Below are 13,366 nucleotides of genomic sequence, written 5' to 3'. Positions count from 1 at the left end.
CGCGGATGAGCCTCGACTCCCGAGCCTTTCTTCAATCGCTGTTCGACGCCGCCATCGGCGCGGCGCAGCCGTCTCTCGTGACGGCGGCACACCTGCCCCCGCCGCCGAAGGGCCGCACCATCGTCATCGGCGCCGGCAAGGCGGGTGGTGCGATGGCGGCCGCGGTCGATGCGCTGTGGCCGGCGAGTGCTCCGCTCTCGGGGCTCGTCGTCACGCGCTACCACCATGTGCCGCCCGCCTACAAGCGCAGCGGCGGGCGCATCGAAGTGGTCGAGGCCTCGCACCCCGTGCCGGACGAAGCCGGTGCGCAGGCTGCGCGCCGCATCGTGGATCTCACGCGTGGCCTCACCGCCGACGACCTCGTGCTGTGCCTCATCTCCGGCGGCGGCTCGGCTCTGCTCAGCATGCCGGCCGACGGCCTCACGCTCGCCGACAAGCAGCGCATCAACAAGGCGCTATTGCACAGCGGCGCCAACATCACCGAGATGAACTGCGTGCGCAAACACCTCTCGGCCATCAAGGGCGGGCGGCTCGCCGCGATGTGCGCGCCGGCGCGCGTGGTCTCGCTGCTCATCTCCGACGTGCCGGGCGATGACTCGAGCGTGATCGCCAGCGGCCCCACCGTGCCCGATGCGAGCACCTGCGCCGACGCGCGTGCGATTCTCAAACGTTACCGCATCGACGTGCCGCAAACCGTGCTCGACGCGCTGGACAGCGGTGCGCTCGAAACCCCCAAGCCCGGCGATGCACGGTTTTCGGGCCACGACGTGCGCCTGATCGCCACACCGCAGGCGAGCCTCGAAGCAGCTGCCGCCACCGCACGCGCGGCGGGGGTGCAGGTTCACATCTTGAGCGACGAGATCGAAGGCGAATCGCGCGAGGTCGGCAAGGTGCACGCGGCGCTCGCGCGTGCCGTCGCACGGCGCGGCCAGCCCTTCACCCGGCCCTGCGTGATCTTGAGTGGCGGCGAGACCACCGTCACCGTGCGCAGCGATGAATCAGGGGGCGAGAAGGGCAAGGGCCGCGGAGGCCGCGCCACGGAGTTCCTGCTCGGCTGCGCCATCGCCCTGCAGGGCGAGCCGAACGTCTGGGCGCTCGCTGGCGACACCGACGGCATCGATGGTGTCGAGAGCAATGCCGGTGCGGTTGTCACGCCAACCTCGCTCGCACGTGCATCGGCTCTCGGCCTGAAGGCGCAAGACTTGCTCGACGCGAACGACGCCTGGCACTTCTTCGAGCCGCTGGGCGACCTGGTGGTCACCGGCCCCACGTACACGAACGTCAACGACTTCCGGGCGCTGCTGGTGCTGTAGCCGCTCGGGCGGCCGCGGAATTCGGTGGTCGCGCATGCTCATCACCATGCGCATTAGCACGGCCGTGCATCCACACGCGAGCAAAGTTATTTCGTTGAGGCCAGAATGCGCCGACAAGCTAGAACAACATGACCTTCGAGGGAGGTTCACTCAGCTGTACGGGAACCTCATGAAAACCAGAGACGTCACCATCTTCAACGGCAAGCGCTTCAAGGTGCCGCAAGGCATCCAGCGCATCGACCACCGCGCCACCCACGGCTGGCAGCTCCGCTACGGTGGCACCAAGCTCTTCTCCGATGGCTCGCAAGACGGTACCGGCGCCGCGGCTTCGCTCAGGGCCGCCACCGACGAGTTGCTCAAGCGCATCGCCAAGCTGCCTGCTCCCTCGCGCCTGCAGCGCGTGCCCAACGAGAACAAGACCACCGACCTGCCGGTGGGCATCTCCGGTCCTATCGTTCGCACCCGCCCCGGCGCCAAGGTCAGCGAGTGCAACCTGCTCGTATCGCTGCCGCGCTACGGCGAGACGCCGCAGCGCCGCACGATCTACATCGGCAATGAGAACACCTACACGGTGAAGCGCTACAAGGAAGCGCTGGCTCGCGCCGTCGAGATGCGCACCGAGGCCGAAGAGGTCTACCAGCGCGCGGTCACCCGCGCCAAACGCGCCGACGCGAAGCTGCTGGTGGCCAAGCAGGCGCGGCGGGCCGCGGCCTCGCGCTGAGCCAGCGTTCTAGGCATCACGCCCGCGGCTGCGCAGCAGCGCCGCCGTGGGCATGAAGGTGAGCCACGGGGTGAGGTAGAACACCGAGAGGTACCAGTAGCGCGCGAGGAAGCCTGGGCCGTGGCCCAGGTGCCAGCCGCAATAGAGCGCATCGAGCGCCGCGAACGGCAGCGTGTAGTAGACCGACAGCCAGAAGGCCCGCGCCATGCGGGTCTCTTCGCGCCCGCGCCGCAGCACCGCGATGGCTGCCAGCGAGATCGCCACCGAGAGCAACACGCTGGCCACCGCCATCGTGGTTATGGCGTACTGCTGGTAGTAGGCCGGCAGGCCCAGCAGCCAGAACCCGACCCACACGGTCAGGGCCTGGAGCAGCAGGTTGAGGTGCTTGCGCAGAGTCATCGGGGGGCATCCTTGGTGCGCCTGAGCGTACCAGCCACCCCCGTCGGCCTGGCCGGGGTTATGGCCGTGGCGCAGACGCGGCGCCGTTGGCCGCCACGCGCGGCGGCGGGGCCTGGATGTGCGCCACCGCCTTGCCGCCTTCCTGCTCATAGTCTTCCGAGCCGGTGGCGCCCGCCACCTGGAAGCCCTTGGCGCTGAAGCGTCGTGGCCAGCGTTGCTGCGGAAGCAACAGCGCGCTTGGTTGAAAGCGAGCCGCGAGAAGGTGATTAGCGCATGGCTCAGCGCGCGTCACAACCCTGGATGAACCTCGTCCTGATCAGATTCCACGAGGGTGGCGCCGGACGAATCGCAAAGCGTCTATGCATCTGCATCGGGCGTGATTCCAATGGCACATCGGTTGCGTTGTTCCTGTTCGATTCATTCTCGACATCGGAAGGAAACGCTTTGCTCAAGCATCGACAACGGCCCACGCACTCAGACCAGAGGCCATCCCGAGAACTCTTCACACGCACGGCTTCCAGCACCGCAGCGATCACGCTCCTCGCTGCCTCGTCTTTCTGCGTTCCGCCCGCGGTGCATGCCGCTGATGACGCGCAACTCGAGGCGCTCCAGAAGGAGAACGCCGCCCTGCGCAAGGAACTGGAGGCTCTGAAGGCGGGTGCTGCACCCAAGCCGGCAGCAGCGGCCTCGGCTCCCTCAGTGCCCACGGCGCCCGCTGCTGCAGTGGCAGCAGCTCCAGCAGCCGCGCCGGCCGAGGCCATCGAACTCGACAGCGTGGTGGTGCGCAGCCGCCAAGCGCTGCAGGCGGTGAAGGACATCCCGCAGTCGGTGTCGGTGATCGCGGGTGAAGACCTGAAGGCCGAAGAGGCCGTCACGCTCGAGTCCATCACCAAGCGGATGGCCAACGTGAAGTGGAACTACGGCAACAGCCAGACCAGCAACTACTCGATCCGCGGCCTGGGCAAGATCGCCAACAGCCAGGCGGCCGACCCGAGCGTGGGCCTGTACGTCGACGGCATCGCCTACGCGTACAACCCGCTGGCCAGCTTCGACTTCTACGACATCGACACCGTGGCCGTGTCGCGTGGGCCGCAGGGCTTCGCCTTCGGCAAGAACTCGACCGTCGGCGCCATCCAGGTCAAGTACAAGCGGCCGGCCTTCGTGGCCTCGTCCGAGGTGTCCCTGGGCTTCAACAAGTACGAGCCGCAAAGCTATGGCGAGGCCAACGGCAACGTCAGCGCCACGGCCGTGGCGACCGGCCCGATCGAAGACGGCCTGCTGGCCTACCGCACCTCGCTGCGCGTGAACAAGGGCGGCGGCTGGATCCTCAACAGCTACAACACCGACAACCAGTACATCAACTCCGATCGCGTCTCGGGCCGCCTACAGGTGCTGCTCACGCCGACGCCCGATCTCGATGCCCGTCTGGGCATCGAGATCAGCCCGCGCATGAGCGAAAACGCGAACGTCGGCTCCACCAACTTCTTCTTCGGCCCGACCCCGGCCTACTACGCCAACGGTGCGGTCAACAACTCGCTGACCACCGAGCAGCGGCTGGGCCGGCCCTGGTTCGTGCGCAACGCCGACTACACCGTCGCAGGCAACTACTACAACCAGGAGTTCATCGCGAGCGATTCGCAGCAGGGCCTGGTGACGGGCAGCAATGCGGCCTGGTTCGAGCTCAACTGGGCGGTGAACGACAGCAACAAGCTGACCTCGACCACCGCCTTCAAGGACTACTACTTCAACGCCTTCCGCGACGATGAAGGCACGGTGTTCGATGTGCAGTCGGCGGCGGGCAACAACATCAAGTACAGCCAGTTCAGCCAGGAGTTCCGCCTCGACTCGAAGCTGAGCGAGACGGTGAATCTGCACACCGGCCTGTTCGCGATCAAGACCAGCAACGACAGCGGCAGCAACGCGGCCTTCGGCAGCGACGGTGGCGCCTGGTTTGCCTCCACCAACCAGTACAACCGCCTCGACACCAGCTCGGCCGGCCGCATGCTGATGGTGGATTCGCTGGCCGACCTGTGGCGCAAGACGCCCATCGTCTCCAAGAACAAGTCGCTGGCGCTCTATGGCAGCACCGACTGGGCCGTCACCGATGCGTTCACCCTGAACGGCGGCGCGCGCTTCACGGCAGAAAGCCGCCAGCTGATGCAGGAGTCGAAGATCATCCAGAACGGCTACGGCACCGACCTGAACCCGGCGGCCAACGGTGGCTTCAACACCAACGCCAACGGGTCCCTGGCCACCAACACCGCGGCCCAGCAGGCGGTGGCCGACCGCGTGGCGCAGCGCTACTTCGGCGTGGCCAGCTACGCTGCGCTCTCGGCGGCGCAGCAGCAGCAGGTGGCCGATGCCAAGTCGATCCGCCTCGGGCGCATCGGCACGCTCTACCAGCCGTACCAGGCCCAGGGCGTGCGCGAGAACCAGTTCACCTGGAGCATCAGCCCCAGCTACAAGATCGACCTCGACACCACCGCCTACCTGACCTTCGCGCACGGCGAGAAGTCGGGTGTGCCCGGTGTGCTGGCCACCACCGGCACGCCCACCTCGTACGAGGTGAAGTCGGAGAAGAACAACGCCTTCGAGCTGGGCCTGAAGGGCACCTGGCTGGGTGGCAAGCTCAACGTGGCCACCGCGGTGTTCGTCAACGACATCACCGACTACCAGCAAACGGTGTACTTCGAAGACACGGTGGCCACCGCGCTGGCCCGTTCCACCGACCCCAACGCCACGCCGGTGTACGTCTCGGGCGCCGGCAACGTGCCCAAGGTGCGCGCCAAGGGCGTGGAGCTCGACCTCGCCTACACCGGCGTGCGCGACCTGGAACTGCGCTTCTCGGGCGCCTACAACGATGCGCGCTACGTGAGCTTCGACAAGGCCGCGCTGCCGGTCGAGCGCGCCAACGAAGGCGTGTACTACGACGCCTCGGGCAAGACGCTGCCCGGCGCATCGAAGTGGAGCTTCAACATCGGCGCCTCGTACAGCACGCCGGTGCTGGGCGACAAGCTGTTCCACACCAGCATCAACACCACCTACGCGAGCCGCTTCAACTCCGACAACAACCTGTCCGAGTACGCGTGGATCAAGGACTCCAGCGTCACCGACCTGTCGCTCGGCGTGTCGGGCGGCCGCGGCCAGTGGGACGTCAACGCCTACGTCAAGAACCTGTTCGATGACGACACGCCGCGCAACGTGACCTGGAACGCCTACGCGCCGGGCTTCCCGCGCATGTTCGGTTTCACCTTCACCACCAAGCTTTGAGGAGAACCCCGATGAAGAAGAGAACCCATCTCGCCCTTGTGGCGGGCCTGGTGGCCGCGCTGGGCGTGGCCTCGGTGTCGGTGTCGTCGCAGGAGAAGCCGGTGTCGGCCCCTGCGGCCGCCGCCCGCGCGATCTCGCCCACCTGGGCCTACCAGCCCATCAAGGCCCCGGCCGTGCCGGTGCCGAAGGACAAGCGCTGGGCGCGCACGTCGATCGACGCCTTCGTGCTGGCCAAGCTCGAAGCGAACAAGCTCGCGCCCTCGCCAGAAGCCGATCGCCACACGCTGATCCGCCGCGTGTACCTCGACGCCAACGGCCTGATCCCGTCGCCCGACGAGGTGAAGGCCTTTGTCAACGACCGCTCGCCGAACGCCTACGAAAAGCTGGTCGACCGCGTGCTCGCCTCGCCTCATTACGGCGAGCGTGCGGCGCGCCGCTGGCTCGACCTGGCGCGCTTTGCCGACACCACCGGCTACTCCGACGACGAGCAGCGCCCCGGCATGTGGCGTTACCGCGATTACGTCATCAAGGCGTTCAACGAGGACAAGCCCTTCGACCAGTTCATCCGCGAACAGATCGCCGGCGACGAGCTGTGGCCCGGCAAGCAGGAGGCGCTGGTCGCCACAGGCTTCCTGCGCGGCTACCCCGACGCGCCCGACCACCGCGACCTGCTGCAGAAGCGCTACCAGAGCATCAGCGACATGACCGACACGGTGGGCACCGTGCTACTCGGCCAGACCATCGAGTGCGCGCGCTGCCACAACCACAAGGCCGACCGCATCTCGCAGAAGGAATACTTCCAGCTGCAGGCCTTCTTCGCCAACACCATTCCGAGCGACACGCTGCCGGTGGTGGACAAGGGCGAGCGCGAGCGCAAGTTCGAGGCCGACTTCGCTGCCTGGCAGGACCAGACGGCGCCGGTGCGCAAGAAGCTCGATGCCTTCATCACCCCGTACAAGGACGAGGTCATCAACTACGGCCGCGAGCGCTTCTACGAAGACGGCCGCGTGTCGCTGCACAAGCCCAAGGCGGAGTGGAACTCGCTCGACCGCTGGCTGAACTACCGCTTCGACCAGTATGTGGTGAAGGACAACCCCGACTACGGCTGGGACTACAGCTTCTACGGCATGACGAATGCCTACTTCCGCAATGCCTACGAGCAGGCCTCGGCCGACAAGGACTTCGACAAGGCGAAGCTCGCCGAGCTGAAGGCGCGCCAGGAGCAGTACGCCAAGCTGCTGCGCGAGTACCGCGAGTTCAACAGCAAGCGGCCCGAGGGCGGCGCCACCATCATCTCGGGCCTGACCGAGCTGGGTCACCCTGACGCCGCCAGGCAGTTCGTCTACGAGGGCGGCAACCACGAGCGCCCGCTCGACGAGGTGCAGCCCGGCTTCCCGGCGCTCATCACGCCCAAGCTCGTCACGCCGAAGATCACGCCCACGGCCACCTCTTCGGGCCGCCGCACGGCGCTGGCCGACTGGCTGCTGAACCCCGAGAACCCGCTGACCACGCGCGTCTTCGTCAACCGCCTGTGGGCCAGCTACTTCGACAGCGGCATCGTGCCGACCGTGAGCGACTTCGGCCGCGCCGGCCAGCGCCCCTCGCACCCCGAGTTGCTCGACCACCTGGCCACCGACTTCGTGAAGAACGGCTGGAGCGTGAAGAAGCTGACGCGCGAGATCCTGCTCTCCAGCACCTACCGCCAGGCCTCGAGCTACCGCGAAGACGTAGCCCGCGTCGACCCCGACAACCGCCTGCTCGCGCAGTACCCCCGCAAGCGGCTCGACTCCGAGCAGGTGCGCGATTCGCTGCTCGCCGCGGCCGGCCTGCTGGTCGAGCGCACCGGCGGCCCGGGCGTCTACCCGCCCATCCCCGATGCGGTGATGAAGCAGTCGACCCGCCGTGTGGCCGCCTTCTGGCCGGTGGCCAAGAACACCGCCGACCACCACACGCGCAGCGTCTACGTCTACGTGCGGCGCAGCGTGCCCTACCCGCTGTTCGAGACCTTCGACGGCGCCTCGCCGCAGAACCCGCACAGCCGCCGCGAGGTGACCACGACGCCGCAGCAGTCGCTCACGCTGTTCAACAACGACGTGGTCTACGAGTGGTCGAAGGCGTTGGCCGGCCGCGCCATCCGCGAGGCCGGGCGCGACGAGAACGCGCAGATCGACAAGCTGTTCCAGATCCTCTACAGCCGCCTGCCGCAGAAGGACGAGCGCCGCGCCGCGCTTGCCTTCCTCGAGCAGCACGACAAGAGCCTGCGCAGCGCGGCCACCGAAGGCCGCCTCACCGTGGCGCTGCCGGTGGGCCTGAAGGAACTGCCCAACACACAGGCCACGCGCCTGGCCGCCTTCGTCGACCTGGCCCACACGCTGGCCAATTCGAACGAGTTTGTCTACCGCTTCTGAGGAGGAAAAACCATGAGCCACCACCACAACCACAATCGCCGCCACTTCCTCGCCACCGGCAGCGCGCTCGCCGTCGGCGGCGTGATCGGCAACACGGGGCTCTTCACCGCCTCGCATGCCAGCGAGGCCGCCGCCGTCGTGGACCCGCTCGCGCCCAAGTCGCCGCACCACGCGGCCAAAGCCAAGGCCGTGATCTGGCTGCACATGGCCGGCGCACCGGCCACGCAGGACCTGTTCGACTACAAGCCCGAGCTGGTGAAGCTGCATGCGCAGGAGGTTCCCGCGTCCTTCCTGAAGGGCGTGCAGGTCAACACCCAGGGCGGGGCCGGCAAGCTGCTGGCGAGCAAGCGCACCTGGAAGCAACACGGCCAGAGCGGCAAGTACATCTCCGACCTGCTGCCCAACCTGGCGCGCCACGTGGACGACATCGCCTTCATCCACAACAGCACCACGGTCGGTGCCACGCACGACATCTCCACCATCAAGCTCAACACCGGCGCGCTGACGCCGGGCCGCCCCGCGCTGGGCGCGTGGATCCAGTACGCGCTCGGCACGGCCAACCCCGACCTGCCGGCGTACATCGTGCTGTCCAACGGCGGGCGCGGGCTGGAGAGCGGCTCGGTCAACTACACCGCGGGCTTCTTGCCGGCGGTGTACCAGGGCATCCCGCTGCAGCTCGGCAACACGCCCATCCTCTACCTCGACCGGCCCGACCTGCTGGCCGCCAAGCAGCAGCGCGAGGCGCTCGACTTCCTGCGTGCCTTCAACCAGCAGCACGGCAAGCGCTACCCCGGCGACAGCGAGCTGCGTGCACGCACCGAGTCCTACGAGCTCGCCTACCGCATGCAGGCCACCGTGCCGCAGGTGGTCGACATCAGCAAGGAGACCGCGGCCACGCGCACGCAGTACGGCATCGGCGAAGAAGCCACCAATGAATACGGCACCAACCTGCTGCGCGCGCGCCGCCTGGTGGAGAACGGCGTGCGCTTCGTGCAGGTGGTTTCGGGCCAGGCCGGCAAGTACCGCGACTGGGATGCGCACGAAGACCTCGAAGGCAACCACGCCGCACAGGCGCGCATGGTCGACAAGCCGATCGCCGCCTTGCTGGCCGACCTCAAGCAACGCGGCCTGCTCGACTCGACGCTGGTGGTGTGGACCTCGGAGTTCGGCCGCACCTCATACGGCCAGTCGGGCACCGGGCGCGACCACAACCCCTGGGGCTACACGCAGTGGCTCGCGGGCGGGGGTGTGAAGGCCGGCTACTCGCACGGCCAGACCGACGAGATCGGCCTCAAGTCGGTGGGCGACAACAGCGTGGACACCTACGACATCCACGCCACGGTGCTCAACCAGCTGGGCCTGAACCACCTCAAGACCACCTACCTGCACCTGGGCCGTTCGGAGCGGCCGACGGTGGTGTACGGGAAGGTTGTCAACGAGGTGCTGACCTGACGAGCCGTCGCCCCAGCGAACGCCGGGGCCCACCCGTGCCACGTGCATTGCGCGCAGTGGATCCCGGCGTTTGCCGGGATGACAGAGTTGAACTGAACAGTCCGGACGTATGCGCAAGGCAGTGATTCTTCTGGCGGCCTGGGCCGCCCTTTCCAGTGCCCATGCCGAGCTCGGCATGGACCTCATGCAGACCATCGAAGACGTCAACAAGAGCCTGGCCTCCAACGTCGCCTTGCGCGATGCCAAGGCCTCGCTCGCCGACGCCACCGAGCTCGACGGTCTGCTGGCGCAGGTCGAGGCGCATTTCGTCGCGCGTGGCGACGCGGCGAACGCGGTCGACCTCTCCAAGCAGAGCCGCACGCTCACGCAGCGCATCATCAAGTCGGTGAACGCCAGCAACTTCGACGACGCCACCGACGCGGCCACCGGCCTGTCGCGCACCTGCCGCACCTGCCACACCTTCTACAAGAAGGAATGAGCCGCGCCCGATTCGCGCTGGCCGTGCTGCTGTTGTCCACCTGCTGCGAGCTGCTCGCGGCCGGCGACAGCGTGGCCGGTCGCGCCAAGGCCGAGGCCGAGCGCTGCTTCGAGTGCCACGGCACCGAAGGGCAGGGCGATGGCCAGACGAACGCGCGCTACGCCCGGCTGGCCGGACAGCGCGCCGACTACCTGGTGCAGCAGCTCAAGAACTACCGAAGCGGCACGCGCAGGCACGACGTGATGCGGCTCAACACGCAGCACCTCGACGACGGCGACCTGCTCGACATCGCGGCCTACTTTGCGTCGCGCCCGCCCATGCGGGGCGACGGCAAGGGCGATGTGGTGACCGGGCGTGCGCTGTTCCAGCAAACCTGCGCCGCCTGCCATGGCGCGGCGGGCCAAGGGGGCGACGCGCTCACACCGCGTCTGGCCGGGCAGGACTCGCACTACCTGGAGCAACAGCTCCAGGACTGGCGCTCGGCCTGGCGCACCAGCCCGTTGATGAACCCGGTGGCCAAGCCCTTGAGCGACGCGCAGATCCGCGCGCTCGCCGCGTACCTGTCGTCCTCGCCTTAGCGGTGCTTCAGTTGGCGCGTGGTGCCGGCGGCTGGATGTGGGCCACCGCCTTGCCGCCTTCGCGTTCGTAGTCCTCGGAGCCCGCGGCACCGGCGACGGTGAAGCCCTTGCTCGTGAGCAGGTCGCCTGCGGCACCGGCGCGCCCCGAGTGGTTGGAGACGGTGAGGATCGCGCGGTCGCGCGGCAGGTAGGCGAGCTGCTTCTCGAGTTCGCTGTTCTGCACGCTCAGGAAGACCGGGAAGCTGCCGTACTTGATGTGCTCGTCGGGCCGGCGCACGTCGAGCACCAGGAGCTTCTCGGGGTGGGCGAGCAGCGCGTCGATCTCGGCGCGTGCGAGGCGCTTGGTCTTGTACTTCCACGGGGCGGGCTGTGCCGCCGGCGCGGTGGGGGTCTGCTGCGCGAAGACGAGGGAGGTGACGAATGCCAACGCGGCGGTGCCGGCAAGAAGGGGCAGCCTGGTCATGTGCTTGCTCTGTGAGTGATGAAGCCCGTTGCGTTGCAGCATTCGTGCCGCGCGCCACGAGCGTGCGATGTGGCATCGGTAGCAGGGCAGGCACCCAGGCTGTTGCGATGCCAACAGCATGCTGCTGCAACTGCGCCGTTTCGGCCTGCGCAGGCGTGGCGCGGGAGTTGCTGAATGGTGAACGGATTCTTCATCCGGGAACATTCACATGACGACCATCAGACAACACACCTTGCTGGCCGGCCTGCTGGCCGCCGCATTCGCCCTGCCCGTGGGCGCGGCCCTGAAGGAGGGCGACGCCGCCCCCGACTTCAAGGCGCCTGCCTCGCTGGCCGGCAAGGCTTTCACCTACTCGCTGAAAGACGCCCTGAAGAAAGGCCCGGTGGTGGTGTACTTCTACCCCGCGGCCTTCACCAACGGCTGCAGCATCCAGGCGCACACCTTCGCCGTCAACGCCGACAAGTTCGCGGCGGCGGGCGCCTCCATCATTGGTGTCTCGCTCGACAGCATCGCGCAGCTCAACGACTTCTCGGCCGACCCGCAGAGCTGCGCCGGCAAGATCCCGCTCGCCTCCGACGCCGACGGCCGCATCGCCAAGTCCTTCGACATCGCGGTGGCGGAGACCGAGGCCGGCCGCAAGGACAAGCGCGGCCAGGAGATCGGCCACGGCCGCGCCGAGCGCACCACCTTCATCGTGATGCCCGACGGCCGCGTGGCGCTCACCGTTGGCGGCGTCGCGCCCGACCTCAACGTGCAGCAGGCCCTCGAAGCCGTGCAGAAGATCGCCGCCGGGAGGAAGTCATGAAGCGGCTTCACGCGCTCACCGCCCTTGCCGCCGCCTGCCTGCTCGCCGCCTGCGCGCAGACCCCGCCCGCCCTGCCGACCGCGGGCGTCACGCCAGCGATCCCGGGCGTGGTGTCGGCCGGCACGCCGATCGAGTTCATCAAGGAAGGCTTCGCCGGCACCGAAGGCCCGCTGGGCCTGCCCGATGGCAGCCTGATCTTCACCGAGACGCAGGCCAACCGCATCACGCGCATCGCCGCCGACGGCAGCACCTCGACCTACCTCGACAACAGCAACGGCTCCAACGGCCTGGGCATCAACCCGCAGGGCGACTTGGTGTCGGTGCAGGTGCTCAAGACGCGCGTCGGTGTGGTGTACCCCACCGCGCGCGCCAAGCTGCTGGCCGACAACTACCAGGGCGAGTCCTTCGGCCGCCCCAACGACCTGGTGGTGGCCAAGAGCGGCAACGTGTACTTCACCGACTCCGGCTATCGCGCGCAGGCGGGGCAGCCCGCACCGCAGGGAACGCCGGGCAAGCCCGCGGTCTACCGCATCACGCCGCAGGGCGCGCTGCAGCGCCTGGCCAACGACATCACGCGGCCCAACGGCATCCAGCTGAGCCCCGACGAGAAGGTGCTGTACGTGGCCAACACCGCGGGCGAGCACGTGCTGGCCTACGACATCGCGGCCGACGGCAAGCTCGGCGCACGCCGCAACTTCGCCAAGCTCGCGGGCTTCCGCCAGACCGACGCCGGCCCGAGCAGCGGCGCCGATGGCCTGGCCGTCGACGCCATCGGGCGCCTGTACGTGGCGAGCACCGCCGGCATCCAGGTGTTCAGCCCCGAAGGCGAAGCACTCGGAGTGATCCCGCTGCCCAAGGCGCCGCAGAACCTCGCCTTCGCCGGCACCGACAAGCGCACGCTTTACGTGGTGGGGCGCGGCTCGGCCTACCGCATCGCCGCGCTCACCTCGGGCCCGACCGACCGCGCCAAGTGAACCTCTTCTTTCCCAACCTGCACCTCCCATGACGAACTACAGCAAGCTTCTCATCGCCAGCACATTGATCGCCGCCACCTTCACCGCGTGGTCGCAGCAGGCCCCCAAGCCCGAGCAACTCATCAAGTGGCGCCAGTCGGTCTACCAGACCATTGGCTGGAACTCCGGCCGCATCAAGGCCTCGGTCGACGGCACCTACAACAAGGAGGACGTCATCAAGGCCGCCAACGCCATCGCGGCCCTCGCCAACTCGGGGATCGGTGGCTTGTTCCCGGCCGGCACCGAGACCGGCAAGGGCTGGCGCGACACCACGGTGAAGGCCTCTCTCTTCAGCGACGGCGCGCGCGTGGGCGAACTCTCGGCCAACTTCGTCAAAGAGGCGAACGAGCTCGCGCGCCTGGCCCAGGCCGGCGACCCCGCCGCCGTGAAAGGCCAGTTCGGCAAGCTGCAGCAGACCTGCAAGGCCTGCCACGACGACTACCGCAACACCAACTGACATTCCTTC

General features: G+C 67.9%; 13 protein-coding genes. 10 read left to right on the top strand and 3 right to left on the bottom strand.

The window, feature by feature from the left end; all coding sequences use genetic code 11:
* Positions 1–5: 5 nt before the first annotated feature.
* Together AC1KAR_RS14605 and AC1KAR_RS14600 are read left to right on the top strand one after the other, a co-directional pair.
* Positions 6–1,313 (top strand): glycerate kinase type-2 family protein, encoded by a 1,308-nt coding sequence (locus tag AC1KAR_RS14605; RefSeq protein WP_480318904.1) that lies wholly within the window; start codon positions 6–8, stop codon positions 1,311–1,313.
* Between the two features lie 169 nt (positions 1,314–1,482).
* Positions 1,483–2,034, top strand: a complete 552-nt coding sequence (locus AC1KAR_RS14600; protein ID WP_480318902.1) for a hypothetical protein — start codon at positions 1,483–1,485, stop codon at positions 2,032–2,034.
* A gap of 9 nt (positions 2,035–2,043) precedes the next feature.
* Here AC1KAR_RS14600 and AC1KAR_RS14595 read toward each other — a convergent pair whose 3' ends face one another.
* Both AC1KAR_RS14595 and AC1KAR_RS14590 read right to left on the bottom strand, forming a co-directional pair.
* A complete protein-coding gene (locus AC1KAR_RS14595) occupies positions 2,044–2,433 on the bottom strand; it encodes a hypothetical protein (protein ID WP_480318900.1) in 390 nt (129 codons plus the stop codon).
* A 58-nt stretch (positions 2,434–2,491) separates the two neighbouring features.
* On the bottom strand, positions 2,492–2,662 hold the full coding sequence (locus AC1KAR_RS14590) for a hypothetical protein (RefSeq protein ID WP_480318899.1): 171 nt from the start codon (positions 2,660–2,662) through the stop codon (positions 2,492–2,494).
* A gap of 344 nt (positions 2,663–3,006) precedes the next feature.
* Between AC1KAR_RS14590 and AC1KAR_RS14585 the strand changes: the two genes are divergently transcribed.
* From AC1KAR_RS14585 to AC1KAR_RS14565, 5 genes are all read left to right on the top strand, one after another.
* A complete protein-coding gene (locus tag AC1KAR_RS14585) occupies positions 3,007–5,703 on the top strand; it encodes a TonB-dependent receptor (RefSeq protein ID WP_480318897.1) in 2,697 nt (898 codons plus the stop codon).
* Between the two features lie 11 nt (positions 5,704–5,714).
* Positions 5,715–8,111, top strand: a complete 2,397-nt coding sequence (locus AC1KAR_RS14580) for a DUF1549 and DUF1553 domain-containing protein (protein WP_480318895.1) — start codon at positions 5,715–5,717, stop codon at positions 8,109–8,111.
* Positions 8,112–8,123: 12 nt separating this feature from the next.
* Entirely contained in the window at positions 8,124–9,563 is a 1,440-nt protein-coding gene (locus AC1KAR_RS14575) for a DUF1501 domain-containing protein (RefSeq protein ID WP_480318893.1), read from the top strand.
* Positions 9,564–9,672: 109 nt separating this feature from the next.
* The gene (locus AC1KAR_RS14570) at positions 9,673–10,041 is read left to right on the top strand and encodes a hypothetical protein (RefSeq protein WP_480318891.1); all 369 of its coding nucleotides are present in this window, start codon (positions 9,673–9,675) and stop codon (positions 10,039–10,041) included.
* On the top strand, positions 10,038–10,619 hold the full coding sequence (locus tag AC1KAR_RS14565; protein WP_480318889.1) for a c-type cytochrome: 582 nt from the start codon (positions 10,038–10,040) through the stop codon (positions 10,617–10,619). Before AC1KAR_RS14570 ends, AC1KAR_RS14565 begins: the two co-directional genes overlap by 4 nt.
* Positions 10,620–10,626: 7 nt before the next feature.
* Here AC1KAR_RS14565 and AC1KAR_RS14560 read toward each other — a convergent pair whose 3' ends face one another.
* A complete protein-coding gene (locus AC1KAR_RS14560) occupies positions 10,627–11,082 on the bottom strand; it encodes a rhodanese-like domain-containing protein (RefSeq protein ID WP_480318887.1) in 456 nt (151 codons plus the stop codon).
* 208 nt (positions 11,083–11,290) lie between these two features.
* Between AC1KAR_RS14560 and AC1KAR_RS14555 the strand changes: the two genes are divergently transcribed.
* Genes AC1KAR_RS14555 through AC1KAR_RS14545 form a run of 3 tightly spaced genes read left to right on the top strand, consistent with a single transcriptional unit; the run spans position 11,291 to position 13,357 of the window.
* Positions 11,291–11,887 carry a peroxiredoxin gene (locus AC1KAR_RS14555; protein WP_480318885.1) on the top strand — a complete coding sequence of 199 codons (597 nt, stop codon included), beginning with the start codon at positions 11,291–11,293 and terminating at the stop codon, positions 11,885–11,887.
* On the top strand, positions 11,884–12,861 hold the full coding sequence (locus tag AC1KAR_RS14550; RefSeq protein WP_480318883.1) for an SMP-30/gluconolactonase/LRE family protein: 978 nt from the start codon (positions 11,884–11,886) through the stop codon (positions 12,859–12,861). Before AC1KAR_RS14555 ends, AC1KAR_RS14550 begins: the two co-directional genes overlap by 4 nt.
* A gap of 28 nt (positions 12,862–12,889) precedes the next feature.
* Complete coding sequence (locus tag AC1KAR_RS14545; RefSeq protein ID WP_480318881.1) at positions 12,890–13,357, top strand: c-type cytochrome; 468 nt, start codon at positions 12,890–12,892, stop codon at positions 13,355–13,357.
* The last annotated feature ends 9 nt before the right edge of the window (positions 13,358–13,366 follow it).

The organism is Piscinibacter sp. PDB1-1 (assembly GCF_056675995.1).
The sequence above is the reverse complement of the archived record's forward strand: the minus strand, read 5'-3'. Positions and strand labels throughout refer to the sequence as shown.